General features: G+C 70.3%; 32 protein-coding genes. 19 read left to right on the top strand and 13 right to left on the bottom strand.

Going from position 1 to position 26518, the window contains the following annotated elements; all coding sequences use genetic code 11:
- Positions 1 to 101 precede the first annotated feature (101 nt).
- Positions 102 to 533, top strand: coding sequence for a nucleoside deaminase (locus tag C9992_RS07100; protein ID WP_106815306.1), 432 nt, complete (start codon positions 102 to 104; stop codon positions 531 to 533).
- Between the two features lie 18 nt (positions 534 to 551).
- On the opposite strand, the gene C9992_RS07095 is transcribed toward C9992_RS07100, so the two are convergent.
- The 5 genes from C9992_RS07095 to C9992_RS07075 form a co-directional block, all read right to left on the bottom strand.
- Positions 552 to 1481, bottom strand: coding sequence for an LLM class F420-dependent oxidoreductase (locus tag C9992_RS07095; RefSeq protein ID WP_106814894.1), 930 nt, complete (start codon positions 1479 to 1481; stop codon positions 552 to 554).
- Positions 1482 to 1500: 19 nt separating this feature from the next.
- Positions 1501 to 2466: a cation diffusion facilitator family transporter gene (locus C9992_RS07090; protein WP_106814893.1), complete on the bottom strand. Its 966-nt coding sequence runs from the start codon at positions 2464 to 2466 to the stop codon at positions 1501 to 1503.
- A gap of 45 nt (positions 2467 to 2511) precedes the next feature.
- Positions 2512 to 3624: an alpha/beta hydrolase gene (locus C9992_RS07085; RefSeq protein WP_106814892.1), complete on the bottom strand. Its 1113-nt coding sequence runs from the start codon at positions 3622 to 3624 to the stop codon at positions 2512 to 2514.
- 123 nt (positions 3625 to 3747) lie between these two features.
- Positions 3748 to 4419: an SRPBCC domain-containing protein gene (locus tag C9992_RS07080; protein WP_106814891.1), complete on the bottom strand. Its 672-nt coding sequence runs from the start codon at positions 4417 to 4419 to the stop codon at positions 3748 to 3750.
- A gap of 1 nt (position 4420) precedes the next feature.
- Positions 4421 to 4858, bottom strand: a complete 438-nt coding sequence (locus C9992_RS07075) for an ArsR/SmtB family transcription factor (protein ID WP_106814890.1) — start codon at positions 4856 to 4858, stop codon at positions 4421 to 4423.
- Positions 4859 to 4939: 81 nt separating this feature from the next.
- Between C9992_RS07075 and proC the strand changes: the two genes are divergently transcribed.
- Entirely contained in the window at positions 4940 to 5785 is an 846-nt protein-coding gene (proC, locus tag C9992_RS07070; RefSeq protein WP_106814889.1) for a pyrroline-5-carboxylate reductase, read from the top strand.
- 30 nt (positions 5786 to 5815) lie between these two features.
- On the opposite strand, the gene C9992_RS07065 is transcribed toward proC, so the two are convergent.
- The 3 genes from C9992_RS07065 to C9992_RS07055 form a co-directional block, all read right to left on the bottom strand.
- Positions 5816 to 6193 (bottom strand): nuclear transport factor 2 family protein, encoded by a 378-nt coding sequence (locus C9992_RS07065; RefSeq protein WP_106814888.1) that lies wholly within the window; start codon positions 6191 to 6193, stop codon positions 5816 to 5818.
- 78 nt (positions 6194 to 6271) lie between these two features.
- On the bottom strand, positions 6272 to 6931 hold the full coding sequence (locus tag C9992_RS07060) for a potassium channel family protein (protein ID WP_407662223.1): 660 nt from the start codon (positions 6929 to 6931) through the stop codon (positions 6272 to 6274).
- A 4-nt stretch (positions 6932 to 6935) separates the two neighbouring features.
- Complete coding sequence (locus C9992_RS07055) at positions 6936 to 8315, bottom strand: TrkH family potassium uptake protein (RefSeq protein WP_106815305.1); 1380 nt, start codon at positions 8313 to 8315, stop codon at positions 6936 to 6938.
- A gap of 165 nt (positions 8316 to 8480) precedes the next feature.
- On the opposite strand from C9992_RS07055, the gene C9992_RS07050 reads away from it, so the two are divergent.
- Entirely contained in the window at positions 8481 to 8888 is a 408-nt protein-coding gene (locus tag C9992_RS07050) for an ArsR/SmtB family transcription factor (RefSeq protein WP_106815304.1), read from the top strand.
- Between the two features lie 21 nt (positions 8889 to 8909).
- On the opposite strand, the gene C9992_RS07045 is transcribed toward C9992_RS07050, so the two are convergent.
- Positions 8910 to 9701 carry an ABC transporter permease gene (locus C9992_RS07045; protein ID WP_106814886.1) on the bottom strand — a complete coding sequence of 264 codons (792 nt, stop codon included), beginning with the start codon at positions 9699 to 9701 and terminating at the stop codon, positions 8910 to 8912.
- Positions 9698 to 10603: an ATP-binding cassette domain-containing protein gene (locus C9992_RS07040; RefSeq protein WP_106814885.1), complete on the bottom strand. Its 906-nt coding sequence runs from the start codon at positions 10601 to 10603 to the stop codon at positions 9698 to 9700. Before C9992_RS07040 ends, C9992_RS07045 begins: the two co-directional genes overlap by 4 nt.
- Before the next feature lie 122 nt (positions 10604 to 10725).
- On the opposite strand from C9992_RS07040, the gene C9992_RS07035 reads away from it, so the two are divergent.
- The 7 genes from C9992_RS07035 (at position 10726) to C9992_RS07005 (ending at position 15019) form a co-directional block, all read left to right on the top strand.
- Positions 10726 to 11655 (top strand): TetR/AcrR family transcriptional regulator, encoded by a 930-nt coding sequence (locus C9992_RS07035; protein ID WP_106814884.1) that lies wholly within the window; start codon positions 10726 to 10728, stop codon positions 11653 to 11655.
- A gap of 96 nt (positions 11656 to 11751) precedes the next feature.
- The gene (locus C9992_RS07030) at positions 11752 to 11943 is read left to right on the top strand and encodes a helix-turn-helix domain-containing protein (protein ID WP_106815303.1); all 192 of its coding nucleotides are present in this window, start codon (positions 11752 to 11754) and stop codon (positions 11941 to 11943) included.
- Between the two features lie 53 nt (positions 11944 to 11996).
- Entirely contained in the window at positions 11997 to 13097 is a 1101-nt protein-coding gene (locus tag C9992_RS07025; protein WP_106814883.1) for an alpha/beta fold hydrolase, read from the top strand.
- 129 nt (positions 13098 to 13226) lie between these two features.
- Entirely contained in the window at positions 13227 to 14084 is an 858-nt protein-coding gene (locus C9992_RS07020; RefSeq protein WP_106814882.1) for a class I SAM-dependent methyltransferase, read from the top strand.
- Between the two features lie 208 nt (positions 14085 to 14292).
- Positions 14293 to 14391, top strand: coding sequence for a 30S ribosomal protein bS22 (locus C9992_RS07015; protein ID WP_003792170.1), 99 nt, complete (start codon positions 14293 to 14295; stop codon positions 14389 to 14391).
- Between the two features lie 84 nt (positions 14392 to 14475).
- Complete coding sequence (locus tag C9992_RS07010) at positions 14476 to 14769, top strand: rhodanese-like domain-containing protein (RefSeq protein WP_106814881.1); 294 nt, start codon at positions 14476 to 14478, stop codon at positions 14767 to 14769.
- Between the two features lie 4 nt (positions 14770 to 14773).
- Positions 14774 to 15019 (top strand): glutaredoxin family protein, encoded by a 246-nt coding sequence (locus tag C9992_RS07005; RefSeq protein ID WP_106814880.1) that lies wholly within the window; start codon positions 14774 to 14776, stop codon positions 15017 to 15019.
- 32 nt (positions 15020 to 15051) lie between these two features.
- Here C9992_RS07005 and C9992_RS07000 read toward each other — a convergent pair whose 3' ends face one another.
- Entirely contained in the window at positions 15052 to 16170 is a 1119-nt protein-coding gene (locus C9992_RS07000) for a ScyD/ScyE family protein (RefSeq protein ID WP_106814879.1), read from the bottom strand.
- A gap of 114 nt (positions 16171 to 16284) precedes the next feature.
- Entirely contained in the window at positions 16285 to 17625 is a 1341-nt protein-coding gene (gene aspS / locus C9992_RS06995) for an aspartate--tRNA(Asn) ligase (RefSeq protein WP_106814878.1), read from the bottom strand.
- 108 nt (positions 17626 to 17733) lie between these two features.
- Between aspS and C9992_RS06990 the strand changes: the two genes are divergently transcribed.
- The 9 genes from C9992_RS06990 to ccsB all read left to right on the top strand — a co-directional run bounded on the left by C9992_RS06990 (position 17734) and on the right by ccsB (position 25971).
- Positions 17734 to 18504, top strand: a complete 771-nt coding sequence (locus tag C9992_RS06990; RefSeq protein WP_106814877.1) for a ThuA domain-containing protein — start codon at positions 17734 to 17736, stop codon at positions 18502 to 18504.
- Positions 18501 to 19583: a Gfo/Idh/MocA family protein gene (locus tag C9992_RS06985; RefSeq protein WP_106814876.1), complete on the top strand. Its 1083-nt coding sequence runs from the start codon at positions 18501 to 18503 to the stop codon at positions 19581 to 19583. The genes C9992_RS06990 and C9992_RS06985 overlap by 4 nt, the downstream gene beginning before the upstream one ends.
- Positions 19519 to 20109: a DUF6264 family protein gene (locus tag C9992_RS06980; RefSeq protein ID WP_106814875.1), complete on the top strand. Its 591-nt coding sequence runs from the start codon at positions 19519 to 19521 to the stop codon at positions 20107 to 20109. Before C9992_RS06985 ends, C9992_RS06980 begins: the two co-directional genes overlap by 65 nt.
- Before the next feature lie 141 nt (positions 20110 to 20250).
- Positions 20251 to 20922, top strand: coding sequence for a DedA family protein (locus C9992_RS06975; protein ID WP_106814874.1), 672 nt, complete (start codon positions 20251 to 20253; stop codon positions 20920 to 20922).
- Positions 20923 to 20972: 50 nt separating this feature from the next.
- Complete coding sequence (locus C9992_RS06970) at positions 20973 to 21602, top strand: histidine phosphatase family protein (protein WP_106814873.1); 630 nt, start codon at positions 20973 to 20975, stop codon at positions 21600 to 21602.
- On the top strand, positions 21599 to 22243 hold the full coding sequence (locus C9992_RS06965; RefSeq protein ID WP_106814872.1) for a TlpA family protein disulfide reductase: 645 nt from the start codon (positions 21599 to 21601) through the stop codon (positions 22241 to 22243). Before C9992_RS06970 ends, C9992_RS06965 begins: the two co-directional genes overlap by 4 nt.
- A complete protein-coding gene (locus tag C9992_RS06960; protein WP_106814871.1) occupies positions 22240 to 23106 on the top strand; it encodes a cytochrome c biogenesis CcdA family protein in 867 nt (288 codons plus the stop codon). Before C9992_RS06965 ends, C9992_RS06960 begins: the two co-directional genes overlap by 4 nt.
- Before the next feature lie 16 nt (positions 23107 to 23122).
- On the top strand, positions 23123 to 24862 hold the full coding sequence (gene resB / locus C9992_RS06955) for a cytochrome c biogenesis protein ResB (protein WP_106815302.1): 1740 nt from the start codon (positions 23123 to 23125) through the stop codon (positions 24860 to 24862).
- Positions 24863 to 24867: 5 nt separating this feature from the next.
- Positions 24868 to 25971, top strand: coding sequence for a c-type cytochrome biogenesis protein CcsB (gene ccsB / locus C9992_RS06950; RefSeq protein WP_106814870.1), 1104 nt, complete (start codon positions 24868 to 24870; stop codon positions 25969 to 25971).
- 35 nt (positions 25972 to 26006) lie between these two features.
- Here the strand turns inward: ccsB and C9992_RS06945 are convergent, their stop codons facing one another.
- A complete protein-coding gene (locus C9992_RS06945; protein ID WP_106814869.1) occupies positions 26007 to 26492 on the bottom strand; it encodes a nitroreductase family deazaflavin-dependent oxidoreductase in 486 nt (161 codons plus the stop codon).
- Positions 26493 to 26518 lie beyond the last annotated feature (26 nt).

Below are 26518 nucleotides of genomic sequence, written 5' to 3'. Positions count from 1 at the left end.
GCCCGTCTCCGCGAGGAGCACCCGTTGCGGGCAGCGGCAGGAGCGACGAGGAGCGCGGCTACGCTCGTGCTGTGATGTTCGACCCCGCCGACGTGGCCGCGATGGACCGCGCGCTGGTGCTCGCGGCGGCTGCGGGGCGCAGCGGCGACGTGCCCGTCGGGGCGGTGGTGACGGATGCCGCGGGCACCGCGATCGGGGGGGGGCGCAACCTGCGGGAGCTCCAGCACGACCCGACCGCCCATGCGGAGGTGGTGGCCCTGCGGGCGGCGGCGGCTGCGCTCGGCTCGTGGAACCTCGAAGGGTGCACGCTGGTGGTGACCCTCGAACCCTGCGTGATGTGCGCGGGTGCGGTGCTGCAGTCGCGGGTCTCGCGACTGGTCTTCGGGGCGTGGGATGCCAAGGCCGGAGCAGCCGGGTCCGTCTACGACGTGGTGCGCGATCGGCGCCTGCCTCATCGCGCCGAGGTCGTGGCGGGGGTGCGCGAGGCCGAGGCATCCGCCCTGTTGCGCGCGTTCTTCGACGCGCGCCGTTGACGGCGGAACCCTCCGCGGCTACCGGGGCAGGTGCGGGAGCACCTCGGTGCCGAGGTACTCCACGTGGGAGACGTCCTGCAGGTCCATCAGCTGGAAGTAGACGCGCTCTGCCCCCAAGGCCACGAGCCGCTCCACCTTCGCGACGATCTCGTCGCGGTCGCCGACGATGTTGACGTCGCCGCGGAGCTCCTCGACCGTGCGGCCGATGTTCGCCGCCCGGCGGTCGAGCTCGGCAGGTGTGGCGCCGGCGAGCGTCGGCAGCGCGATCGACAGCTTGAGGGAGCGCGGGTCACGGCCGATCCGCTCGCAGGCGGCCCGTACGCCGGCGAACTTCTCGGCCGACTCCCGCTCCGAGCGGAAGCCGATGTTGAACTCCGTCGCGAACCGCGCCGCCAGCTCGGGCGTGCGCCGGGGCCCCGCGCCGCCCACGATCACCGGCACGCGGTCCTGTACCGGCTTGGGCAGGGCCGGGGCATCCGACAGCCGATAGTGCTCGCCGTCGAAGCTGTAGGTGCCGCCGACCGGTGTGGACCACAGTCCGGTCACGATCTCGAGCTGCTCTTCGAGGATGCCGAACCGCTTGGCCGGGAAGGGGATGCCGTACGCCTCGTGCTCGCGCTGGAACCATCCCGTCCCGAGGCCGAGCTCGGCCCGTCCGCCCGACATGGCGTCGACCTGCGCGACCTGGATCGCGAGGAGTCCGGGCACCCGGTACGTCACCGACGAGACGAGCGTGCCGAGGCGGATGCGGGACGTCTCGCGCGCCAGGCCCGCCAGCGTCGTCCAGGCGTCGGTGGGTCCGGGCAGCCCGTCGCCGTCGCCCATGTGCAGATAGTGGTCCGAGCGGAAGTACCCGTCGAATCCCAGCCGCTCGGCCGTCTGGGCGAAGGCGAGCTGGTCGTCGTAGTCGGCACCCTGCTGGGGCTCGGTGAAGATGCAGTACTCCACGATGCGCGGCCTCCTGCGCTCAGTCCGCGGACTTGATGACGAACTCGGACGTCGGGGGAGTCGGATCGTCGCCGGGACGGTAGATGTCGGGCTCGAGGTAGATGACCCGGGCAGCGGGCACGGCCGCGCGCACGCGGGCCTCGACCCGGTCGATGTCGGCCGCGACGTGGGCCAGCGGCGCGTCCGAGGCGAAGCCGAGCTTGGCCGCGACCAGCAGCTCGTCGGGTCCGAGGTACAGCGTCTTGATGTGGATGATCTTCTCGATCTCGCCGCCGGAACGGATGGCGTCGACGATCCGCCGGTGGTCGGCCTCGGTCGCTCCTTCGCCGACCAGCAGGCTCTTCGTCTCGATGCCGAGGATGATCGCGATCACGACCAGCAGCGTTCCGATCATGAGGGTGCCGAGCGCGTCGAAGACGGGGTTCCCGGTGATGACCGTGAGGCCCACGCCGAAGAGCGCGAAGACCAGGCCGATCAGCGCGCCGACGTCTTCGAGCAGCACGACGGGCAGCTCGGGCGCCTTGGCGTGGCGCACGAACGACACCCACGACTGACCTCGCGCCCGCGTGTGGTTGCTCTCGCGGACGGCGGTGCGCAGCGAGAACGACTCCAGCGTGATGGCGACGACGAGCACCGCCAGCGGCACCCACGGCATCTCGAGCTCGTGGGGGTGCGTCAGCTTCTCGACGCCCTCGTAGATCGCGAAGAGGCCCCCGACGGAGAAGAGGATGATCGAGACGACGAACGCGTACACGTACCGCTCGCGGCCGTAGCCGAACGGGTGCTCCCGGTCGGCGGCCTTCCTCGCCCGGCGTCCGCCGAGCATCAGGAGGAGCTGGTTGCCGGAGTCGGCGACCGAGTGGATGCCCTCGGCGAGCATCGACGCCGACCCCGAGACGAACCACGCGATGAACTTCGCCAGGGCGATGCCGAGATTGGCCAGGAACGCCGCGAGGATCGCCTTGCCGCCGCCGGAAGCACTCATGCGGATGAGTCTACGGATGCCGCGCCCCTGGGTGCGGCTGCTTGCTCAGTCCGACGAGCGCAGGATGATGGCCTCGGTCGGCGGGGCCGGGTCGTGTGGCTGCCCGACGTATCCGATGACCGCGAGCAGCGCATGACGGAACTCGGCGGGCCGCTCCAGGTGCGGCGTATGGCCGGTGTCCTCGAGCTCGATCTCGGTCACCTGGCCCCCCGCGTCCGCATACCGCGCGAGGACGTCGCGCGTCTGCGACACCATCTCCTGAGGTGGTGCCACCTCCTCGCCCGGCCAGCCCGGGACGATGCCGAGCTTGCCGAGGTTGTTCAGGTCGTAGACCGACGCGTCGGACACGATCGGGTCGAGGGCCCCGTGGATCCAGAGGATCGGGAACTTGTCGGGCAGATCCACGATCGTCGACAAGTCGTGGTTACCCGGCGCCAGCGTGTTGAGCACGCCGATCTTGCCGGCGGCGAAGCCCGGCCAGTTCTCGCTCTTCTCCGCGTCGCCGGGATAGTTGCCGGTCGCGGTCGAGGTCGTGAGCATCGACTCGACCCAGACGTCCTCATGTTCGGTCTGGAAGCCTGGAGCCACATAGTGGGCGCGGAAGACGTTGCGGGGCGAGGTCGGCGCGTCGGTACCGGTGTCATGGTCGATCAGCCGCTGCACGAAGTCCGGGTTGGCGGCTCCGCCACCTGTTCCCGCGTCGTCGTCCGTCAGGCGCGTCCCGTCCCTGCGGGTGCCACCGAAACCGTACGGCGACACCGGCGCTTCGAGCGTGAGGCTGAGCACGGGATGGTCGAGCGCATACTGCAGCACGACGCTGCCGCCGAGGGACCAGCCGACGAGGTGCGCTGTCTGGACGCCCAGCGCCTCGAGCGTCGCGTGCACGTCGTCGCTGAAGTCGCGCACGCCGCGTGTGGCGTCGATCGGGGCGTGCTCGGTGCCGCCATAACCGCGCAGATCGATCGCGATCACGCGCAGATCGCGGGGGAGATCCTCCATCAGTTCTTGCCAGAACAGGGCCGACGAGACGTTCCCATGGACGAGAACCACTGTGCGATCAGGCGGTGTGCTCGGGTCGTCCGCCGTGCGCTCGAGCACGTTCACCGACAGGTCGGGCGTCTCGACGATGCGTGCGGCGATGCCGTCGAAGAGGGTCATTCGGGGTGCCTCCCACGTCCTGCGGAAGCTCCTGCGCCCCCGCCCACTCATGAGGATAGACCGGTCGCCAGACTTTGCGAATCACCTTTCATGTTGTGCATCCCGCGGACGGCGGCATCCATGTCATTCCTCAGCGGATGGCGGCGTCTGACCGGTGTAGAACGCGAAGGTGTTGTCGGCCGCGCGGGCGGCCGCGGCGGGATCGGCGCCGTCGGCGGCGTGGGCGGCACCCCACGCGTCGGCGGCGCCGCGGTAGAACGCCCGGCCCTCGTCGGTGAACGCCCACGCCTCCGCCTCTTCGGGCGATGGGCCGTTGCCTCCGCCGAGGTGCAGGGCGAGTCCGAGCAGGCCCCCGTCCCAGCCGACACCGGTCGCGCCGGGGCCGTACATCTCCCAGAACGCGGAGGGCACGTCGTCGACGTGCGCCACGTGCTCCAGCTCGAAGCGGGTGCTGTCGGCGCCGTCGGCGATCAGGCGCACGGTCAGCCACGTGACACCGCCGCCGTACTCCCACGTGACCTTGTAGTGCGCTGTCCCGTTCGCCGGGGGCACGCACTCTTGAATCTCGCCACCGGCGTTGTTCTCGATCTGATAGCGCCCGCCCAGGCGCAGGTCACCGGAGATCGGCAGGAACCATCGGGCGATCCGCGCGCCGGTCGTGACGGCGTCCCACACGTCGTCGAGGGGCGAGGGGTACGTCTGCGCGAGCGTCTGCACGCGCGACGGGAAGCCGTCGATGTCCTCGTCGGCGATCTCGCGCGTCACAGCGTCGAGCTGGCCCTGTACGTCGACCATGTCAATCCTCCTGAGTCTCGTTCTCGTTGTTGTTGTCGTCGTTGTCGTCGTCCTGGACGTTCGCACCGTCGCCGGCGGTCTGCGTGGCCGCAGGTGCGTCCCGCTCGCCCGCCAGCCGGCGCTCTCGTCGTCCGCGGGCGAGCTCTGTTCCCAGCGCGTCCAGGCGCGGTTGCCAGAACCGCCGGAACGGGTCGAACCACGCGGCCGCGTCCTCCAGCGGCTCCGGCGCGATGGCGTACAGGCGGCGGGTTCCCTCGGCGCGGACGCTCGCGAATCCCGACTCGCGCAGCACGCGGAGGTGCTGCGACACCGCGGGCTGCGAGATGCCGAACTCGCGCTGCACGTGGGCGCCGAGTTCGCCGGCGCTGCGCTCGCCCTCGGCGAGCAGCTCGAGCAGACGCCGGCGTACCGGGTCTCCGAGGATGTCGAGCGCGTGCATGCCAGTAATCATTGCGCGACAGCTTATATAAGTCAAGTCTGATACTACTCGGCCTCAGTCGTGCGCTCATAGGATGGCGCCATGGCACCAGAGACCCCGTCCCTCCCTCCCATCGAGCCGGCGCCGAGGATCGCGATGGGCGGGGCGATCGCGCGGGGACTGTCCCGGTCCGGTCTAGCATCCCGCGGCGTGGTCACCACGAACCGCTCGCGCGCGAAGGCCGCGGAGCTTCACGGACTCGACGACGTCACGAGCGTCGCGCTCGAGGACGCCCCGGCCGGCAACACGGATGCCGCGGCCGCCGCTGACGTCGTGCTCGTCGGGGTGAAGCCCGCCATGGTCCCCGACCTGCTGCGTGAGATCGCCCCGGTGCTGCGTCCGGGCACCGTCGTCGTGAGCCTCGCGGCGGGCGTCACGCTCGCGGCGTTCGAGCGGATCCTGGGTGAGGAGGTCGCCGTCCTGCGGTCGATGCCGAACACGCCCGCGCTCGTGGGCCGGGGCGTCACCGGACTGGCCGCGGGATCGACTGCCGGCGAGGCGGAGGTCGCGCTGGTGCGTCGCCTGTTCGAGACGGTGGGGGCGGTCGTCGAGGTGCCCGAGTCGCAGATCGATGCGCTGTCCACCATCTCCGGCTCGGGGCCGGCCTACTTCTTCCTGCTGGTCGAGGACTTCACTCGCGCGGCCGAGGCGAAGGGCTTCTCGCCCGCGCAGTCGCGGCTGCTCGCCGAGCAGACCTTCATCGGTACGGCGGCGCTGCTCGAGGCGTCGCAGGACGATCCGGCGGAGCTGCGGCGGCAGGTCACGAGCCCCAAGGGCACCACCGAGCGCGCCATCGCGGTTCTGCAGGACGCCCGTCTGGACGACGTCTTCACCGCGGCCACCGACGCGGCGCTCGCGCGTGCCAAGGAGCTGGCGGCAGGGGGCTGACCGTCGCCGCGCGTATCGCCCGCCCGGCCGTCAGCTCGGGTTCGCCCGGTCCATCCACCACTCGGTGAACGCGGTGGCACGGCCGTCGTCGGCCAGGGCGACGACCCACAGGTTGCTGTACGTGGTCCCGGAGGTGTAGCGGGTCTCGCCTTCGATGAAGACGAGGCGGCCGTCGGCGGCGATCACCCGCGCGTCGAAGGTCCAGGTGCCTGGCTCATCCCGTCGCTCCAGCCACGAGGCGACGATCGCCTCATGGCCCTGGATCGGTGCGGCCCACGGTTCGGCGCGATACTCCGCGTCGCCGGTGAAGACGGCGCGGATGTCGTCGGGATCGTTGGTCGTCCATGCCTGGCGGTACGCGCCGAGCCAGCGCTCGGCATCCGCGATGGTGCTCTCTCGATCGCTCATGCGGCCAGTGTCGCCCCGGGCTCCGACATCCCTGCTCGGCTCACCCCGCCGCGAGCTCACTGACGGAGGGCGAGCCGGTCAGCGCTCCAGCGACGCGAAGCGCTCGATGTCGGAGTTCGTGCCCGACACGATGATGAGGTCGTGGTTGGTGACGACGGTGTTCGCCTCGGCATAGCGGAACGGCTTGCCGGGGCTTTTCACCCCGACCACCGTCACGTTGTACTTCGTGCGCACGCCGGACTCGTTGAGCCCGACGCCGCGGATGAACTTCGGCGGGTAGAGCTTGGCGAGGGCGAAGTCGTCGTCGAAGCGGATGAAGTCGAGCATGCGCCCGCTGACGAGATGCGCGACGCGCTCGCCGGCCTCGCGCTCCGGGTAGATGACGTGGTTGGCACCCACGCGCGCCAGGATCTTCCCGTGCGACTGCGAGACCGCCTTCGCCCAGATCTGCGGCACCTTCAGGTCGACGAGGTTGGCGGTGATCAGGACGGATGCCTCGATGGACGAACCCACCGCCACCACGGCCACCTGGAAGTCCTGCGCGCCGATCTGCTTCAGGGCGTCGATGTTGCGCGCATCGGCCTGAACGGTGTGCGTCACCCGCTCCGACCACTTCTGCACCAGATCGAGGTTCTCGTCGATCGCGAGCACCTCGCGGTCCAGCCGATCCAGTTCGCCCGCACAGGCGGCTCCGAATCGGCCGAGGCCGATCACGAGAACGGGCGCGTCGCCCCTCATCCGCTCAACCAACGATGGGCCTTTCCACGGGCAGCGAATACAGCTGCGAACGGGATGTCGCGGCCACGGCCGCGGCGAGAGTCACTGTACCAACGCGGCCCATGACGATCGTGATCGCGAGCACGTAGATGGCCGGATTGGGAAGCTCGGCGGTGAGCCCCGTGGACAGGCCCACCGTGGCGAATCCGGAGATCACGTCGAACAGCACATCGCCGAGATCGGCCTTGGTGATCTGCGTGATGATGATGGTCGAGATCGCGACGATCGTCGCACCCCACGCCACGACCGACAGTGCCACGCGCAGCACGTCGCTCGGGATGCGGCGTCCGAAGACCTGGTTCGAGGCGCGTCCCTTCGCCTCCGACACGACAGCCAGAGCGATGACGGCGAGCGTGGTCACCTTGATCCCGCCGGCGGTCGAGGCCGAGCCGCCGCCGACGAACATCAGCATGCACGCCACGAGCAGGCTCGACTGGTTGAGTTCCCCGATGTCGAGGATCGCAAACCCGCCGGAGCGGGTCATCGCCGACAGGAAGAACGCCTGGAACGTGGTGTCCCAGGCGTCGTTGGTGCCGAGCGTCAGCAGGTTGTCGTACTCGAGCACGAGGAACGCGGCACCGCCCAGGAAGAACAGGGTCACCGTGGTGATGACGGTGAGCTTGGCGTGCAGCGACCACCGTCGCACATGCCACAGCTGCCTGCGCAGCGTGTAGATGACGGGGAATCCGATCGAGCCGAGGAACACCCCGGCCATGAGCACCGTCAGGAAGAAGTAGTCGTGGCGGAAAGGCAGCAGGCCGTCGGCATTGGGGGTGAAACCGGTGTTGGTGAACGCCATGGCGGCGTAGAACGGCGCCTCCCACAGCGCCACATGCCATGGCACCCCGGCGACGAGCAGACCGGGGTAGAGGAGGAGCGCCAGGCCCGCCTCGATGACGAGCGTCGAGAGGGCGACCGTGGCGAGCAGGCTGCCGATCTGGCCGAGTTGAACCGTCTGACTCTCGTTGACCGGGCCGCCATGGGTCCGCAGCGGATTGGTGTCGCTGGCGGCGATGAGCTTGGCCCGCAGACCGAGGCGGCGGGAGATGACCAGGCCCAGGATCGACGCGAGGGTCAGCACGCCGAGCGCGCCGATCTGGACCCCCACGAAGACGAGCACGTGTCCGAACGCGGACCAGTGGGTGGCCATGTCGACGGTCGCGAGGCCGGTGACGCAGATGGTGGACACCGCTGTGAAGAAGGCGTCGGCGAACGGTGTGGGCCGGCCGTCGGCGGCGGCGACGGGCAGGGAGAACAGCACCGTGAACACCAGGATCAGCGACAGGAAGATGATGATCGCGAAGCGCGCGGGCGAGCGCTGAGTCAGTTCGCGGAAGAACTCCATCACCGCATGGCCGAGGGTGCGCAGGACGCCCGCAAGGGAGACGGGGACGACACGCCTGCCATCCGTCATGCGGTGTCCTCCCCGGGATGCGAGCGCAGTACCTGCAGTGGATGAGCGGCGGTCGTGATCATGGTACTCCGCAGGGCTGCCGACTACTCTGAGCACATGGCGGACATCTTCGACGTGATCGCGGACGGTACGCGTCGCGACATCCTGCGACTGCTGCTGGATCGATCATCCGCCGGAGAGCGCGGCACGAGCGTGTCGCACATCGTCACCGAGCTGGGCGCCAGCCAGCCGACCGTCTCGAAGCACCTCAAGGTGCTGCGCGATGCGCATCTCGTCTCGGTCCGGGAGGAAGGGCAGCACCGCTACTACAGCCTTTCCGCCGCGCCCCTGGACGAGGTCGACGATTGGCTCGTGCCGTTCCTGGACGATCACGGCGCGGCAGCCGACGCCGCGCCGGCTGCGCTGCCGGATTCCGCGGCGCATGCTGCCGAGGTCGTGGGCCGCGCCGCGGCATCCGCCAAGCACGCCCTGGAGAACGCGCTGAAGCGCCTCCCCGGCCGCTGACGGCGACCGGGCAGGAGCGGATCAGCGCCGCCCGCTCTTGCGGCCGAACAGCCAGGCGCCCCACACCGCCGAGACGGCGAGGATGAGAAGGCACCAGCCGATCGCCCAGAGCGGCTCCGTCCCGAGCGGCGCGCCCATCAGGAGTCCCCGGATGGTCTCGATGATGGGTGTGATGGGCTGGTTGTCGGCCACCCACTGCAGCCACTCGGGCATGGTCTCGACGGGGACGAAGGCGCTGGACAGGTACGGGATGAACAGGATGATGAACCCGTAGCCGGACGCCGCCTCGGGGCTTCCCGCGGCCAGGCCGATGGAGGCGAACAGATAGGTGATCGCGAGGATGTACAGCGCGATGACGGCCGCGGCTGCGATCCATCCCACGAGGCCCGCGCTGGGGCGGAAGCCCACGAGGAGACCCACCGCGATCACGACTGCCGTCGCGACGAGGTTGCGGGCCAGGCTCGCCACGACGTGCCCGGTGAGAACGGCGCCGCTGCGCAGCGGCATGGTGCGGAAGCGGTCGATGATGCCGCTGGACATGTCGCGGGCGACGTAGGTCGCCGTGGTGGCGGCGCCGAAGCCCGCGCACAGCAGGATGATGCCCGGGACGACGTAGTCGACGTAGTCCCCGCCGGGCTCGATCGCGCCGCCGAACACGAAGGTGAACAGCAGCATCAGCATCACCGGGAGCAGGATCGCCAGGCTGAGCGACTCGCCGTCACGCAGGGACTGGGTGAGACTGCGGCGCACGAACACCGACTCGGCGGTAATTCCTCGCAGGTGCGGGCGGGGAGCGGGGGCGGTGGTGGTCATGCGTACTCCTTCGTGGTGTCGGCCGTCGCGGCCGACGCGGTTCCGGTGAGCGAGAGGAAGACGTCGTCGAGGGTGGGGCGGCGCAGTGTGAGCTCGGCACCGGGCTCGTCGTCGGCGCCCAGCTGGTCGATCGCCGCGCGGACGCTCGCGACGGAGCCGTCCGTGGGCACCTCGCGGAGCACCTCGCCGCCGGGGCTCGTGAGCACCACGGTGTCGGTGCCCACGAGGGCCTTGAGCTCGGCGGGAGTGCCGGTCGCGACGACGCGCCCCGCGTCCAGGAGCGCGACGCGGTCGGCGAGCTGATCGGCCTCCTCCAGATACTGGGTGGTGAGGAAGACCGTCGTCCCGGCTCCCGCCAGCGACCGGATGACGTCCCACAGGTCTCGCCGGCTGCGCGGGTCGACGCCCGTCGTCGGCTCGTCCAGGAACAGCACCTCGGGGACGACGACGAAGCTCAGGGCGAGATCGAGCCGGCGCCGCATGCCGCCGGAGTACGTCCGGACGGGTCGGGACGCGGCATCCGTCAGCGCGAAGCGCTCCAGCAGCTCGACCGCGCGCCTGCGGGCCGAGCGGGGTTTCAGGCCCGACAGTCGGCCCAGCATCACGAGGTTCTCGAGCCCCGTGAGCATGTCGTCGACGGCGGCGGACTGCCCGGTGAGGGCGATGCGGCGGCGTACCGCGTCGGGCTCGCGGGCCACGTCGAAGCCCGCGACGGTGGCCGTGCCCGCGTCGGGGCGCTGCAGCGTGGTCAGGATCGAGATGGTGGTGGTCTTGCCCGCGCCGTTCGCGCCGAGGAGCGCGAAGATCTCGCCGGGCTGCACGGCGAACTCGAGGTCGTCGAGGACGGGAGTGCGCCCGAAGCTCTTGCCGAGCCCGCGGACGCTGATCGCTGGTGCGCTCATGGCGGCATCCTTCCGTGTGAACTGTCTATTGAAGAAACTGTTTACGTCAGTAACTGTGTATGACCATAACACACTGTGTATTCGATAAACAGTCTTCCGCCGGTGCGGCATAGACTGGCGGCATGACGGATGCTGCCGAACTCGAGCTGCCCCGCGGAATCGCGCTCGCATGGGGCGTGGCGGCCAATCCGCAGCGCGGCCCGAAACGCGAGATGAGCGTGGAGCGCATCGTCGAGGCGGCGGTCGAGATCGCGGATGCCGAGGGACTGGGCGCCGTCTCGATGGCCGCGGTCGCGGCTCGGCTGGGGTTCACGCCCATGTCGCTGTACCGCTACGTCACCGCCAAGGACGACCTGATCCTGCTGATGCAGGAGGAGGCGACGGGACTCCCGTCGGAGGAGAGCCTCGCGGCGGGGGACTGGCGCACCCGGCTGATGGCGCTCTACCGGGAGCAGGTGGACCGTTACATGCGGCACCCCTGGGTGCTCGAGATCCCGATCACGGGGTCGCCGGCCACCCCCAACAGCGCGGCGTGGATGGATGCCGGACTCGCCGCGCTCGCCGACACACCGCTCTCGCACGAGGACCGGCTGGCCGTTCTGCTGCTGGTGACGGGAGCCGCGCGATGGACGGGGATGGTGCTGGCCGGGTACCAGCGCGTCGAACGGGAGGGCGCACTGCCGGACGCCGACATCACGGCCCGCGAGGACGCGCTGTACCGCACGCTGATCACGGCGGACGCCTACCCGCACCTGCGGGCGGCCATCGACGCCGGTGTGTTCCTGGACGAGAGGGACCCCTTCGCCTTCGGGCTCGAACGAGGCTTGGACGGCGTGGCGGCCTACATGGATGCCGTCGCCACGGGGGAGGGAGTGCCTCGCGCGGCCTGGGTGACACAGGATGACGCCGACATCGCCGACGACAAGAAGTACCGCGAAGCGCAGAAAGCCGTGCGGGTGGCCGAGAAGGCGCTGCGAGACGCCCGGAAGGTGCAGCGACAGGTCGCCCGTGAGGCGCGGGAGCGGCGAGGGCGCCAGCGCGCGGACTCCTGACAGCGACTTCCCACCGGTCCCAGGGGTCACACCGGTTTACACGCGTCCCCGCGGCGTTCTAGAGTGTGGGCAGAACTTCTGGGGAAGGGGATGGACATGGCGGAGCTGCCGGACGTGCGCTTCCTCACGGTGGCCGAGGTCGCCGAGATCATGCGGGTGTCGAAGATGACGGTGTACCGCCTCGTGCATGCGGGAGAACTGCCGGCCGTCCGCTTCGGCCGCAGCTACCGCGTTCCGGAGTCCGCGGTCACCGAAGCCCTGCAGCGGCCGATCGCAGACGTGGGCTGACCCGCCCCGCGCCGCCGCTCGAGGGGGTGTGCTCACGCACGCCCGCTCGTACAATGTGCGGCGTGGGCACGCTCGAGCCGGACGTCGTGCAGGACATCCGTTTCGCGCGCTCAGCCGACGGTGTGGGGATCGCCTACGCCGTCCACGGGCACGGGCCTCCGCTTCTGGTGGATGCCTGCTGGCTGAGCCACCTGCAGTTCGACTGGCAGAGCCCGGTATGGCGTCACTTCCTCGTCGACCTCGGCCGCGTCGCCACGGTCATCCGTTACGACGAGCGCGGTCACGGCCTCTCGGACCGGGGCGTGACCGACCACAGTCTGCAGGCGCGGGTGGCCGATCTCGAGGCGGTCGCCGACGACGCGGGCCTGGAGCGGTTCGCGCTCATGGCCATGGCGCAGGGCGGCCCGGTCGCGATCGAGTACGCGGCGAAGCATCCCGATCGGCTGACGCGGCTCATCTTCTACGGCAGCTACGCCGGAGCCACGGTGGGTGCCGGCCCCGAGGAGCTCGAGATGCTCGCGGCGTTCGAGTCGCTCATCCGCGTGGGGTGGGCCCGCCCGACGTCGGAGTTCCGGCGGGTGTTCAGCAGCATGATGATCCCCGGCGGCACCGAGGAGCAGATGCGCTGGCTCGACGATCTCCAGGTGATGGCGACGGATGCCGAGACCGCCGTCCTGTCGCGGGCCCAGCGGCAGGCGGCCGATTCCAGCGGGCGACTGCGTGAGCTTGCCCTTCCCACCCTGGTGCTGCACAGCCGCGGCGACCAGATGAACGAGTTCCATCACGCCCGGGAGCTGGCGGCGGGCATCCGCGGGGCGCGGCTCGTGCCGCTGGAGAGCAGCAACCACATCGTGCTCGCCGACGAGCCCGCGTGGCAGGTGCTCGTTGCAGAGGTGGCCGCTTTCCTCGCGCCCGACCGGGCGGAGCCCGCACCTGCGGGCGCTTCCGGCGACGGACTCGAGGCTTTGTCGCCGCGGGAGCGCGACATCCTGCGCCTGGCCGCGCACGGCCACGACAACGACCAGATAGCCCGTGAGCTCGTGCTGTCGGTGCGGACGGTCGAACGCCACCTGCAGAACGCGTACGCGAAGCTCGGCCTGCACGGTCGCACCGCTCGGACCGCGGCGGTCGCACTGCTCCTGTCGCGCACCTGACCCCTCGCCGCGTACGCGTCAGCCGCCATCGCGCCATGGCGAGCCTCCTGGTGATTGCGCGTCGGCGCCGATGCGGCGGCCCCGTCGGGATTCCTACCGTTGCGGTATCACTCACCGACAGGAGGAATCATGACCACTCCATCCACCACCGACACTCCCACGGACCAGGCCACCGCGGATGCCACGGCCGATCGCGCGCTCAAGGCGAAGCACGCCGCGATGTGGGCCAGCGGCAGCTACGCGACGGTCGCCGATGAGATCGTCGGCACGCTGGGCGCCACGCTCGTCGCCGCCGTCGACGTGCGCCCGGGCGACCGCGTGCTGGACGTCGCAGCGGGCACCGGCAGCTCGGCCATCCCCGCGGCACGCCGCGGCGCCGAGGTCACGGCCACCGATCTCACCCCCGAACTGCTCGAGGTCGGCCGCGCGGCCGCCGAGGCGCAAGGGGTCGAGCTGACATGGCGCACGGCGGACGCCGAGGCGCTGCCGTTCGGCGACGGAGCGTTCGACGCCGTCATCTCATGCATCGGCGTCATGTTCGCTCCCCACCACGAGCGCGCCGCCGACGAGCTCGTCCGCACCTCTCGCAGCGGAGGGCGCATCGGCGTGCTGAGCTGGACGCCTGCCGGTTTCATCGGGCAGATGTTCGCCACGATGAAGCCCTACGCGCCGCCGCCTCCTCCTGGGGCGTCGCCGGCACCGCTGTGGGGGCTCGCCGATCACGTGCGATCCCTCTTCGGGGACCGCGTCACCGACCTCACGGCCAGCCAGCAGCAGTTGCGGGTGGACCGCTTCGCCGACGGCGCCGCGTTCCGCGACTTCTTCAAGGCCAACTACGGACCGACGATCTCGGTCTACCGGTTCATCGCGGAGGACCCGGCGAAGGTGAAGGCCCTCGACGAGGATCTGGCCGCGCTCGGCGACCGTTTCGTCCACGACGGCGTCATGGAGTGGGAGTACCTGCTGGTGACCGGGCGACGGGTCTGAGAACCCATATGCGGCGCGGCCGGGCCCGGCACATCCGGGTCCGGCAGCGCCCGCGTCCGGTGCGCACCCCGGGGCAGCAGGGCGGGCTCAGCGGGCGGACGTGGGGCGATGCCGACGTCGGCTAGACTGGTCCGAGGCATTTTTCGTATCTGCTCGTTCCCGGGCGCCGCACACGCCGCGCCCAGACCCCGACATAGTGAGGTTTTCCGTGGGTTCTGTCATCAAGAAGCGCCGCAAGCGCATGGCGAAGAAGAAGCACCGCAAGCTGCTTCGCAAGACTCGCCACCAGCGCCGCAACAAGAAGTAAGCGGCATCCGCACCAAGCGCCCCCCGGGTCTCGAACCCGTCGAGGGGGCGCTTCGTGTCTGCGGGTGCGCCCGGAAAGGCTGACATGAAGTCCATCTCCGTTCACGAGCTCCGTGATCGTGTCGACGTCCCGCTGATCGACGTGCGCGAGGTCGACGAGTTCGCCGCCGGACATGTGCCCGGTGCCGTCAACATCCCGATGTCGGTCATCGGCGGGCGGCTGGGCGAGCTGCCCGACGGCGCCCTCGACGTCATCTGCGCGGGCGGCGGGCGCTCCGGGCGCGTGGCCGAGGCCCTCGAGGCCCGGGGCTACGACGTGACGAACGTCGACGGCGGGACCAACGGCTGGGTCGCCGCCGGATACCCCGTCGAGGCGTGAGCGCATGACGACGGTCACGCTCATCAGCAAGCCGGACTGTCACCTGTGCGACGTCGCGCGGGAGGTCGTCGAGACCGTCGTCGCCGAACTGCCGGAGGACACGATCGACGTCGAGGAGCTCTCGATCGCCGACGACCCCGCGCTGCATGCGCAGTGGTGGGAGAAGATCCCCGTCGTGCTCATCGACGGACAGTTGCACGGCCACTGGAGGGTCTCACCCGAACGCCTGCGCGCCGCGCTCGGCGGCTGAGCCGCGGCATCCGTTCTTCCCGCGCTGCGCGCCTACCGGAGCGTGATCGCGTGCACCTCACCTCCACCGGGGAGAACCGAGCCGACGCTGACGTACGCCGTGGTGCCCGAGATCGCGACGCCGTACGGCGCGAACAGGCCGGATACGACTGCCGGGTGCTGAGAGGCGCCGGCGACGACCCTGCGCAGCGAGCCGATCGGCGGGCCCTCGCTCAGCAGGCTGGTGTCGCTGATCTGCACGGCGTACAGGGTCTGGTGCTGCCATGCGAGGCTCGTCACGTTGCTCAGCCCTGTGGCGTACACCGTCGGCTGCTGGCCGGGAACGACACGCCAGATGCGGGATGCGCCGGCCGGGAACGGGTAGCCGACGAGCTGCGACACGTAGTAAGCGCCGTCGGGACCCACGACGACGTTCGTCGGCACGGCCTCCGCGGGAATCGGGTCGCCGCCCCCCGGCGGTACCGCGGGGGTTGGTGGCAGGACCGCCACCGTGGTGTCGGTGAGGTTGCCGCCGACGGTGACGATCGCGTTCGCGCCCGCATCCGCGACGGTCCAGCGCTTGCTGTTCACATCGACGAAGCCGCTCGGGTTGGAGTCGAGCTGAGCGCCGTCCGGGTTCGTCGCGTCCTCGTAGGCGGCGACGTCGGCCGCGACGGTGAGGGGCTGGCCGATCCTGCCCGTGAGGATGGTGCCGAGCGCCGCCCCGTCGGGACCGAGGAGGGCGCGCGCGTCGCCGTTGCCCCCGAGTCCGACGAGCACCGCGATGTTGTTGCCGCGCACGGTGACCGCGGACGGGCCGGTGGCACGGGATCCGTCGGCACCCGCGAGCGACGGCAGACCGGTCACCACGCGGGACTGCTCGCCCCGGCGGATCTGCGTCACCGCACCGGTGTCGCCGAGGCAGACCTGCGCCTCGGGATCTTCGGGGTTGGGCAGGCAGGGGCCGTCGCCGCCGCGCCCCGCCTCGGCCACGTAGACCGTCCCGCCGGCGCCGATAGAGACCTGGCGCGGATTGTCGAGTCCGGTCGCGACCGTGGACGTGGGTGGATCGGCGGCGACGGCGGGGCCGGTGGCCCAGACGACTCCCATCGCGGTCGCCGCCGCGGCGAGCAGGGCCAGTGCGGCCCGCGATCGATTGCTCCGATGACTCATTGGTGACCCCCCGAGGTCGCTCGCGAAAATGATGTGTCCCCGCCCTCGCGAACAGCTTCGCGACGACGGGGACACATCCGCATCGGGGTTCGCCCCCCAGCGAGTCGGACGGCGCTAGGGGGCCAGTCGCGTCGGCCCGCGGAAAAGGTAGGTGACCTCGCGGATCGAGTCCTGCCCGAGCAGCAGCATCAGCACTCGCGCAAGGCCCATGCCGAAGCCGCCGTGGGGCGGGGCGCCGTAGCGGAAGAAGTCGAAGTAGAAGTCGAGATGCTCCGGCTCCAGGCCCTTCTCCTTGGCCTGCTCGATGAGCACGTCGACGCGGTGCTCGCGCTGTGCACCGGTGGTGATCTCGACGCCCTTGAAGAGCAGGTCGTAGGACTTGGTGAGCCCGGTCTCCTCGTCGCGCATGTGGTAGAACGCGCGGATCTCGGGGTGGTAGTCGGTGATGAAGACGAACTGATGACCGTAGGTCTCCTCGACGTACGCCGAGATCTGCCGCTCGCCTTCGGGGTCGAGGTCGCCGTCGGTGCGCGGGATGTCGTAGCCGCGGCTCTTCACGATCTCACGGGCCTCGGCGAGCGGGATGCGCGGGAAGGGGATCGCCGGAACCTGCACCTCGATGCCGAACAGCTCCTCGATCTCGGCGCCGTGCTTGTCTTTCACGGCCTGGAACGCGGTCTGCAGCAGCTCCTCCTGCATGCGGGCGACGTCCTCGTGCGAGTCGATCCAGCTGATCTCGGCGTCGACCGAGGTGAACTCGGTGGCGTGACGCGAGGTGAACGACGGGTCCGCGCGGAAGGCGGGGGCGATCTCGAAGATCTTGCCGAATCCGGCGACCTGCGCCATCTGCTTGAAGAACTGCGGCGACTGCGCGAGATACGCGGTCTTCTCCTCGAAGTAGGGCACCTCGAACAGCTCGGCGTTGGACTCGGATGCCGAGGCCATGAGCTTGGGCGAGTGCACCTCGATGTAGTCGCGCTCGATCCAATACGTGCGGAACGCGTGCTCGAGCGTCGTCTGCACGCGGAAGATGAGGTTGTTGCGACGCTGCCGCAGGTCGAGGAAGCGCCAGTCCATGCGCTTGTCGAGTCCCGAGTCCGCGGCGATCGGCGTCTCGGGGAGCGCCGCTGCGGCGACATCCAGGGCGCCGATCTTGATCTCGACGCCGCCGAGCTTCACCCGCTCGTCGTGCTTCAGCTCGCCGTGCACCGTGAGGAATGTGCCTGTCGACAGGTTCGAGATGAGCTCGGTGAGGGCCAGAGCCGCGGCATCCTGGTCCGTGCCGTCTTCTGCGGGGCGCGTCGCCGGGTTGACCAGCTGCACGGCGCCGGTCTCATCGCGGAGGATGACGAACTGCACCTTCTTCTGATCGCGGACGGTCTCCACCCATCCGGACACCGAGACGGGTCCGTCGGCCAGACCCTGAAGTTGGTTGACAAGGATGCGTTCAGTCACGAGCGACAAGTCTAGTTTGACGCGGCACGGCTCAACGCGGCGTGTCCTCCCGGGGCCGGGCGGGCGGGGCGCATGGGATGAACAGGGTACCGAGCCGGAGGAGAAGGCATGACGCACGCGCGTCCGATGAGGGTCCTGGTGTGGGGCGAGAATCACCATGAGAAGCACGACGAGGTGCCACAGCGGCTCTACCCCGAGGGGATGCACGAGACCATCGCAGCGGGCCTGCGCGACCATCTGGGCGCCGCGGCGGTCGTCGAGACCGCGACCCTCGACGACCCCGAGCACGGGCTGACCGCCCAGCGCCTGGCCGAGACCGACGTCCTCTTCTGGTGGGGGCACATGCGGCACGACGCCGTCGATGATGCGGTCGTCGAACGCGTGCACCAGGCCGTGCTGGGCGGCATGGGGCTGGTGGTGCTGCACTCCGGCCACTTCTCGAAGATCTTCATCCGCCTCATGGGCACGACCTGCAGCCTGCGCTGGCGGCAGGGTGAGGATCGGGAACTGGTCTGGACGGTGGCGCCGACCCATCCGATCGCGGCAGGTGTGCCGCATCCCATCGTCATCCCGACGCAGGAGATGTACGGCGAGTTCTTCGACGTGCCGACGCCCGACGAGCTCGTCTTTGTCTCGAGCTTCAGCGGCGGCGAGGTGTTCCGCTCCGGCATGACGTACTCGCGCGGGCACGGCCGCATCTTCTACTTCTCACCCGGCGATCAGGACTACCCCGTGTACCACCAGCCGGAGATCCAGCGGGTGCTGGCGAATGCGGCGGGGTGGGCGTTCCAGGAGAGGCGCCGCGAGGTGCCGTCACTGACGATGCACCGTACCGGTCAGTTCGCGCTGCCGGGCTCGGACGGAGGGCGGTCGGCGTGAGGGAGGTCGTCCTGGTCGGGGCGGGTGCGATGGGTCGCGCCTGGATGGATGCCGTCGGCCGACGGCCCGACGTCAGGGTCAGTGCGCTCGTCGACGTGTCGGTGCCGGCTGCGCGCCAGGCCGCTCAGGAGCGCGGTTGGGACATCCCGTGCGTGGCCACGGTCGCGGAGGCGTTCGCCGCGGTGCGGCAGCCGGACATGCTCCTCAATGTCACGATCCCTGACGCGCACCGCGAGGTCAGCGAAGCGGCCCTGCGCGCCGGTGTGCCGGTGCTCAGCGAGAAGCCGGTGACGCCCACCGTCGCCGACGCCCTGGCGCTGGCAGCGGTCAGCGAACTTCACGGGACGCTGCTGGCGACCAGCCAATCACGCCGCCACGCGCCCGGGCTGCGTGTCTTCCGGGACACTGTGGCCGCGTACGGCGGTGCCGGTCAGCTGGACGCCGCCTTCTTCCAGAATCCCCGGTTCGGCGGCTTCCGCGACGAGATGGACTCGCCACTGCTCGTCGACATGGCGATCCACACTTTCGATCAGGCCCGATTCGTCCTGGAGAGCGAACCCGAGTCGGTGTACTGCGAGGAGTTCTCCCCCTCGTGGAGCTGGTACCGGGGCGGCGCGGCCGCCCAGGCGGTGTTCCGGTTCGGCAACGGCGCGCGGTTCGGGTACTCCGGCAGCTGGTGCGCCGACGGCCTCACCACATCGTGGAACGGCGCCTGGCGAGCCAGCTCCGCCGGGGGATCGGTGGAATGGGACGGCGAGGGCACGGTGCGCGCCCAGGGTCGCGAAGGACCGGTGCAGGCGCTGCCGCTTCCCGACGAGCCGGAGGGTCTGGATGCCGCGCTCGCGGAGTTCGTCGACGCGCTCGACGGCGGGCCCGCACCCTCGGGCGAGATCAGGACCAACATCTGGAGCCTCGCGATGGTGGAGGCGGCCGTCGCGTCGGCCCGAACCGGCGGCCCGGTGCGCTTCGACGACGTCTTCGCCGACGCCGCCGCGGCTTGCGTGGCGGCGGCCCGTGCTGCCGGAGACGACGCCGTCGCCGACCTCGTCGCATCGTGGGGCGGGGCACCGCCGCGGTGACCGGCCGCGGTGGCGCGGCGATGGATCGGTCGGACCGGCCGCCGTGGCCGCGGAGGAGCGGCGCCGCTACGATGCCGACATGACCACGCCCGAGCCCGAGCAGCCCGCGCCGACCTGGGCGCCGGCCGGCCCTGCGCCCGCCCCGGGCTTCGCCTACCCGCCGCCTCGAGACACACGTCCGGCGAAGCCGCCCGTCAAGACGCTCGACGTGATCATCACGATCGTGCTGCTCGTGGCCGACGGCGTGCTGGCGGCGCTGGCGTCGTTCATGGGGATGTTCCTCGTGATGGCATCCGATCCGTGCGGCGTGCGTTCCTGCAGCACGGAGCTCATCACGGTGGGGTGGCTCATGGGCATGATCCTGCCGTGGGTCGCGTTCGCCGCGACGGCCGTGGTCGCGATCGTCCTCATGGTCAAGCGGCGCCTGGCGTTCTGGGTGCCGCTGGTCGGTGCCGGCCTCATCGTGCTCGTGCTCGTGCTCGCGTTCTTCGTCACCTCGGCGGGAGTTCCGGGGTCCAGCATCTGACATCCGCCGCCGGCGCGGGGTGGCCTCCCAGGGATTACGGGGGTCAGCACCCGGGATTCGTCCATCCGCGTTCCGTAGCGTTGAGGAGTTGCCGCGCCCGCTCGCGGCCGCCAGATGCCACAGACGAACGGGATTCGACGAATGACGACTGCGACCGACGGGTCCTGGCTGACCGCGCTGGCCGACTGGGCCGTTTCTCTCATGGATGTCATCGGTCCCGCCGGCGCGGGCCTGGCGATCGCGATGGAGAACCTCTTCCCACCGCTGCCCAGCGAGGTGATCCTGCCGCTGGCGGGACTGGCCGCCAGCCGGGGATCGTTCTCGATCATCGAGGCGCTGCTGTGGACGACGGCCGGGTCGGTGATCGGCGCGCTGCTCCTGTACGGGCTCGGGGCGTGGCTGGGCGTGTCACGGCTGCGCGCGATCGCCGTGAAGGTGCCGCTGCTGAAAGCCGACGACATCGACCGCACGGTGGCATGGTTCGACCGCCACGGCGGCAAGGCGGTGTTCTTCGGCCGCATGATCCCCATCTTCCGCAGCCTCATCTCCATCCCGGCGGGCATCACCCGCATGCCGGTGTGGCGGTTCGCCCTCCTCACGGCGGCCGGCAGTCTGCTGTGGAACGCGATCTTCGTCTTCTCCGGCTTCTTCCTCGGGGAGTCGTGGCACATCGTCGAGCGCTACGCCGACATCCTGCAGTACCTGGTGATCGCCGTGGCCGCGGGCGCGGTCGCATGGTTCCTGTTCGTGCGCATCCGCGCCCTCCTGGCCGATCGCCGCGCCGGCGGGCGCGCGGAGCCCGAGGCGGACTGACCGCCCGACGCTCAGCCGCCCCACAGAGCACGCCACCGTAGACTGGTCTGGTGCCCGCCGAACGCCTCCACCTCGTGCGACATGGGGAGGTTCACAATCCCCGCCGCGTGCTGTACGGGCGACTCCCCGGCTACGGCCTGAGTGCCGACGGCCGCCGCATGGCGCGTCAGGCCGCCGAGTACGTGCACGGGCTCGAACGAGCCGTGTCGGCGCTGGTCTGCTCGCCGCTGCAGCGTGCGCGAGAGTCGGCCGAGCCGTTCACCGAGATCTTCGGCCTCGAGCCGCTCATCGACGAGCGGGTCATCGAACCCACGAACGTGTTCGAGGGCAAGCGCATGGCGCGCGCGCTCATCAACCCGTGGAACTGGCGGCATCTGCGCAAGCCCGCCCTGCCCAGCTGGGGAGAGCCGTACGCGGATGTCGTGGGGCGCATGAACGCGGCCATGACGCAGGCATGGGATGCCGCCGAGGCGGGCGACGTCGTCATCGTCTCGCATCAGCTCCCGATCTGGATCACGCATCTCGCGGTGGCCGGCCAGCCGCTGCGCCACGACCCGCGTGTGCGCAGGTGCGCGCTGTCCAGCGTGACGAGTTTCGAGATGGTCGACGGCACGTGGACCGAGATCGCGTACGCCGAGCCGGCGTCGACGGCCGGCGCGGTGGATGTGGGGGCGGTATGACCGGCCAGTCGGTCGCAGGGCGCACAGCACGGCCCTCGGGAGCGCGACGCGTGCGGGCTGCGGCATCCGCTCTCCTCGCGCTGGGATTGGTCGCCGGCCTCGCCGCCTGCACCGATGATCCGCTCGCCGAGCAGTACCGCGCAGGTGACAACAAGGGCTTCGTCGCCGCCGACGGCTTCACTGTCAACGAGATCCCGCCCGCGGAGCGCACCGATCCCGTCGAGTTCGAGGGTGTCCTCGACACCGGCGGGACGACATCCAGCGCCGACTACGCGGGCGAGGTGCTCGTCGTCAACTTCTGGTACGCGCAATGTGCGCCGTGCCGCGTGGAGGCGCCCGTGCTCGCGGCCGCGGACGAGGCCTTCGCGGGGCAGGATGTCGCGTTCCTGGGCGTCAACCTCTACGACGGCGCGGCGGCATCCCGCGCGTTCGCCGACAAGCACGGCGTGGCCTATCCCAGCGCGCTGGCCTCGGAGGACGGCGCCATCAAGCTCGCCTTCGCCGGCGAGACGCCGCTGAACGCCGTGCCCGTGACCCTCGTCCTCGACAAGGAGGGGCGTGTGGCGGCACGGCTCATCGGCCAGATCGAGGACGCCTCGATCCTCGAGACCCTGGTGCGCGAGACCCTGGAGGAGTCGTGAGCCTCGGCGCGCTCGTCGCCGACGGCTCGCTGCTGGTGGCCATCCCGATCGCGGTGCTCGCGGGGGCGATCTCGTTCCTCTCGCCCTGCGTGCTGCCGCTCGTCCCGGGCTACCTGGGGTTCATCGGCGGCGCCGTCGCGCCGCGGCCGGCCGATACCGCCGCCCGCCCGTCAAAGCGCCGGGCTGAATCGGCTGTTTCGGGCGCCCGCGGCACGAAATCGGCGATTGAGCCCGGTGCTTTGACCCCGACGCCGGTTGCCACCGTCGCGGCGGATGCCGCGCCGGCGCGCGGGCGCCTGGTTGTGGGCGTGCTCCTGTTCATCGCCGGCTTCACGGTGGTCTTCGTCAGCATGGCGATGCTCGGCGGCACGCTCGGGCGGTTCCTGCTGGAGTACCAGGACCTCATCACGCGCATCCTCGGCGTCCTCATCATCGCGATGGGGCTCGTCTTCATCGGCTGGTTCGGAATCGCCCAGCGCATCGCCCGGCCGCAGGTCCGCGGCAACCTGGGCCTGATCGGGGCGCCCCTGCTCGGCATCGCACTCGGCATCGGCTGGGCGCCGTGCATCGGCCCGACGCTTGCGGTCATCCTGGCGATGTCGTTCGACGCCGGGTCCGCCGGTCGGGCGGCGCTGCTCGGCGTGGCCTACTCGCTGGGCCTCGGCATCCCGTTCCTCCTGCTCACGCTGGGATTCGGGTGGGCGACGCGCTCCGTCTCGTTCGTGCGCCGCCACATCCGCGTGGTGAACCTCATCGGCGGCGCGTTGCTCATCGTCCTCGGACTCCTCATGGTCACCGGGGTGTGGACGGCGGCCATGGCTCAGCTCCAGGGGGTGTTCAGCAGTGTCCCGGCACCGCTCTGACTCGAAGGCCGGCTCCGTGACAGGCGAATCTCCAGGCGAGGGGCCGCTGCGTCCCTCCGATCACGCGGACGCTGCGGACGCGGCATCCTCGCGTGAGGGCATCACCCAGCCGACGCTCGGCGTGGTCGGATGGCTGCGGTGGGGATGGCGCCAGCTCACCTCGATGCGCACGGCGCTCGTGCTGCTGCTTCTGCTCGCCATCGCGGCCGTGCCCGGATCGCTCGTGCCGCAGCGCAGCGCGGACCCGAACGGGGTGCGTCAGTACTTCGTCGACAATCCCGACCTCGCCCCGGTGCTCGACAAGCTGAGCCTGTTCGACGTGTACACGTCGCCGTGGTTCTCGGCGATCTACATCCTGCTGTTCATCTCGCTGGTGGGCTGCGTCATCCCGCGCACCAAGCATCACTTCACGGCGATGCGCGCCCAGCCGCCGCGCACGCCCGCGCGTCTGTCGCGACTGGACGCGCACCACACCGAGATCCTCGAGTACGCGGATGCGGAGGATGCCGCGGCCGCCGCGGCGTCGTCGGTCGATGTGGCCCGGCAGCAGCTGCGCAAGGCGGGGTATCGCGTCGAGCGCTACGACACCGCCACCACGCTGTCGGTGTCGGCGGAGCGCGGCTACCTCCGCGAGACGGGCAACCTCGTCTTCCACGCCTCCCTGGTGGGTGTGCTCCTGGCCGTCGGCATCGGGGGCGGCTTCACCTACACGGGGCAGACCGTGATCATCGAGGGCCGCACGTGGGTCAACACGATGCTCGACTACACGTCGTTCAACCCGGGCCGCTTCGTCGATGAGGACGCGCTCCAGCCGTACGCGCTCACCCTCGACGACTTCTCGGTGTCGTACGTCACGCCGGGGCAGCAGGGCGCAGGTCAGGCCGGCGACTTCGTCGCCCACCTGAGCACGCAGTTCCCCGACGCCGCCCCGGCGGACGGCGAGGTGCGTGTCAACCACCCGCTCGAGATCGCCGGTGACCGGGTCTACCTCATGGGCAACGGCTATGCGCCGAAGATCACGATCCGCAACGACGACGGCGACGTCGTGTTCTCCGAGCCGGTGCCCTTCCTGCCGCAGGACAACAACATGACTTCGCAAGGCGTCGTGAAGGTCCCGGACGGGCTGCGTGAGCAGGTCGGGCTCGTCGGCTTCTTCTACCCCACGGCTCAGGAGCTCACCAACGGCGCGTACACCTCGGTGTACGGCGACCTCGAGTACCCGCTGCTGACGTTCTGGGTGTACGCGGGCGACCTCGGCATCGACGGGGGAGTGCCCAAGTCGGTGTACACGCTCGACCCGAGCGAGATGACCCAGCTCGCCGGCGGCGACTCGGGGACGGACGCCCTGGAGCTGAAGCCCGGCGAGACCGTCGATCTTCCCGAGGGCCTCGGGACCGTCACGTTCGAGAACGAGGCGCCGGAGAACACGAACAGCTTCGAGGACTCGGTCAAGCGCTACGTGTCCCTGTCGATCCACCGGGATGCCGCGGCGACGTGGGTGCTGCTGTTCGCGGTGCTCGCGACCGCGGGGCTCCTCGCCGCGCTGTTCGTGCCGCGGCGGCGCATGTGGGTCAAGGCGACCGCACAGGGCCACACGGTCCACCTGGAGTACGCGGGGCTCGCGCGTGGCGAGGACCCGGCGCTGGACGCCGCGGTGTCCCAGTTCGCGCAACGCCACCTGGCCTCGCTCGCCGGCGAGCCGGTCACGCCCGCCCACTCATCCACCGGGCCGGCTCCGGCCCCCGACGTAGACTGAGGATCATGCCCGACGCGTCCCCTCTCACCCTCGACTCCGTCTCGGTGCTGCTGGTCTGGACGGCCATCGCGATCTACGCGCTGGCCTTCATCGCGTACGCCGTCGACCTGGCTCGGCGGGGCGCCGTGGCCGTGGACGCGCGGGATGCCGCGGCCAAGACGGCCCGCGAGCGAGAGCTCGTCGCGGCGGTGCCCGGCTACGCGGGCCCCGGAGCTGGACGCACCGGCATCGTCGAGCAGATGCGTGCCGAGGAGGCCTCCTCGGAAGAGGCGCTCAACGCCCCGGTCGGCCGGCGGCCGCGTCTGGTGTGGGCGCGCATCGGCACCTCGCTGACGGTCCTGGCCTTCCTGTTCCACCTCGGCGGCGACGTGACACGCGGCATCGCGGCAGGGCGCGTGCCGTGGTCGAACATGTACGAGTTCGCCCTCACCGGCACACTGCTCATCGTCGCGGTGTACCTCGGTGTGCTCTTCCGCTACGACCTTCGCTTCCTCGGCACCTTCATCGCCGGGCTGGTCGTGGTGCTGCTGGGCGGCACCGCGATCTGGTTCTACACCGACATCGTGCCGCTCATGGACCCGCTGAAGTCCGTGTGGCTGGTCATCCACGTGTTCGTCGCGTCGCTGGCGACCGCCCTGTTCGCGCTGGCGTTCGGACTGTCGGTGCTGCAGCTCATGCAGGCGCGACGCGAGCGCAGGCTGACCGCCGCTGCGCGTGCCGACACCGCGGGCGAGTCGGCCGGTCAGGGGACCGGCACGACCAAGACGGGCCCCCGGTTCCTGAGGACCCTCCCCAGCGCCGATGTGCTGGAGTCGCTGGCCTACCGGTTCGCGATCCTCGGGTTCATCTTCTGGACCTTCACGCTCATCGCCGGGTCGATCTGGGCCAACGACGCGTGGGGCCGGTACTGGGGCTTCGACACGAAGGAAGTGTGGACCTTCGTGATCTGGGTGCTGTACGCCGGCTACATCCATGCCCGTGCCACGCGCGGGTGGCGCGGCTCGCGCTCGGCGTGGCTGTCGATCATCGGGTTCGGGGCGGTGCTGTTCAACTTCACGATCGTCAACATGTTCTTCAAGGGCCTGCACGCCTACTCCGGCCTGAGCTGACGGCCACTCGCGTCAGCGTCGCCGTACGGCCTGGCTCAGCGCGGCGCGGGTTCGAGTACGACCACCGGCGTCTCGCGGCTGCGCAGCGCTGCCTGCGCGTCGAGGTTCTCGCCGTTCTGCAGCGTGCGCCACACGTTCCACAGCCGATCTCGCTCTGCGCCTGTCGCGGCGCGTGCGACCACGTCGCGAGGGCCATCCGGGAGATCGACGGATGCCGCGGGGCGAGCCTGCAGGTTGAGCCACCACGCCGGCGGAGGATCACCCCAGCCGTTCATTGCGAGCGTCACGAGGTTCGGGCCGTCCTCGAAGTAGCCGAGGATCGCGACCCGCGGCTGGCCGGAGCGGCGCCCGACAGTGTGCAGACGCATCATTCCCCACACCCGAGGTGTCGCCGGTCGCAGGCCCAGACGCCCGCCACTCACGTTGTAGATCGCGCGGTGCACCACCCAGGCCGTGCGGATGAACCAGCGCGGCGGAAGGCGCGCGGAGCCGGTGGGGTCTGCAGGCGACTCGGAGGGCACGGGACCATGGTGGCGTCCCCGCCCGG

This window comes from Microbacterium timonense (assembly GCF_900292075.1).
Taxonomy (GTDB): Bacteria; Actinomycetota; Actinomycetes; order Actinomycetales; family Microbacteriaceae; genus Microbacterium; species Microbacterium timonense.
Note: the sequence above shows the minus strand (reverse complement) of the source record. Positions and strands in the feature narration are given on the sequence as shown.

What these genes read in the sequence shown, in the direction of transcription:
- C9992_RS07045 (WP_106814886.1), bottom strand. Translation starts at nt 9,701, where the DNA reads ATGACCACCACCGCCCCCGCTCCCCGCCCGCACCTGCGAGGAATTACC.
- C9992_RS07055 (WP_106815305.1), bottom strand. Translation starts at nt 8,315, where the DNA reads ATGGAGTTCTTCCGCGAACTGACTCAGCGCTCGCCCGCGCGCTTCGCG.
- C9992_RS07000 (WP_106814879.1), bottom strand. Translation starts at nt 16,170, where the DNA reads ATGAGTCATCGGAGCAATCGATCGCGGGCCGCACTGGCCCTGCTCGCC.
- C9992_RS07005 (WP_106814880.1), top strand. Translation starts at nt 14,774, where the DNA reads ATGACGACGGTCACGCTCATCAGCAAGCCGGACTGTCACCTGTGCGAC.
- C9992_RS06990 (WP_106814877.1), top strand. Translation starts at nt 17,734, where the DNA reads ATGACGCACGCGCGTCCGATGAGGGTCCTGGTGTGGGGCGAGAATCAC.
- C9992_RS07080 (WP_106814891.1), bottom strand. Translation starts at nt 4,419, where the DNA reads ATGGTCGACGTACAGGGCCAGCTCGACGCTGTGACGCGCGAGATCGCC.
- C9992_RS07010 (WP_106814881.1), top strand. Translation starts at nt 14,476, where the DNA reads ATGAAGTCCATCTCCGTTCACGAGCTCCGTGATCGTGTCGACGTCCCG.
- C9992_RS07060 (WP_407662223.1), bottom strand. Translation starts at nt 6,931, where the DNA reads ATGAGGGGCGACGCGCCCGTTCTCGTGATCGGCCTCGGCCGATTCGGA.
- C9992_RS07025 (WP_106814883.1), top strand. Translation starts at nt 11,997, where the DNA reads ATGTGCGGCGTGGGCACGCTCGAGCCGGACGTCGTGCAGGACATCCGT.
- ccsB (WP_106814870.1), top strand. Translation starts at nt 24,868, where the DNA reads ATGCCCGACGCGTCCCCTCTCACCCTCGACTCCGTCTCGGTGCTGCTG.
- C9992_RS07075 (WP_106814890.1), bottom strand. Translation starts at nt 4,858, where the DNA reads ATGCACGCGCTCGACATCCTCGGAGACCCGGTACGCCGGCGTCTGCTC.
- C9992_RS07030 (WP_106815303.1), top strand. Translation starts at nt 11,752, where the DNA reads ATGGCGGAGCTGCCGGACGTGCGCTTCCTCACGGTGGCCGAGGTCGCC.
- C9992_RS06965 (WP_106814872.1), top strand. Translation starts at nt 21,599, where the DNA reads ATGACCGGCCAGTCGGTCGCAGGGCGCACAGCACGGCCCTCGGGAGCG.
- C9992_RS07035 (WP_106814884.1), top strand. Translation starts at nt 10,726, where the DNA reads ATGACGGATGCTGCCGAACTCGAGCTGCCCCGCGGAATCGCGCTCGCA.
- C9992_RS07090 (WP_106814893.1), bottom strand. Translation starts at nt 2,466, where the DNA reads ATGAGTGCTTCCGGCGGCGGCAAGGCGATCCTCGCGGCGTTCCTGGCC.
- C9992_RS07100 (WP_106815306.1), top strand. Translation starts at nt 102, where the DNA reads ATGGACCGCGCGCTGGTGCTCGCGGCGGCTGCGGGGCGCAGCGGCGAC.
- C9992_RS07085 (WP_106814892.1), bottom strand. Translation starts at nt 3,624, where the DNA reads ATGACCCTCTTCGACGGCATCGCCGCACGCATCGTCGAGACGCCCGAC.
- proC (WP_106814889.1), top strand. Translation starts at nt 4,940, where the DNA reads ATGGCACCAGAGACCCCGTCCCTCCCTCCCATCGAGCCGGCGCCGAGG.
- C9992_RS07065 (WP_106814888.1), bottom strand. Translation starts at nt 6,193, where the DNA reads ATGAGCGATCGAGAGAGCACCATCGCGGATGCCGAGCGCTGGCTCGGC.
- C9992_RS07050 (WP_106815304.1), top strand. Translation starts at nt 8,481, where the DNA reads ATGGCGGACATCTTCGACGTGATCGCGGACGGTACGCGTCGCGACATC.
- C9992_RS07040 (WP_106814885.1), bottom strand. Translation starts at nt 10,603, where the DNA reads ATGAGCGCACCAGCGATCAGCGTCCGCGGGCTCGGCAAGAGCTTCGGG.
- C9992_RS06975 (WP_106814874.1), top strand. Translation starts at nt 20,251, where the DNA reads ATGACGACTGCGACCGACGGGTCCTGGCTGACCGCGCTGGCCGACTGG.
- C9992_RS07020 (WP_106814882.1), top strand. Translation starts at nt 13,227, where the DNA reads ATGACCACTCCATCCACCACCGACACTCCCACGGACCAGGCCACCGCG.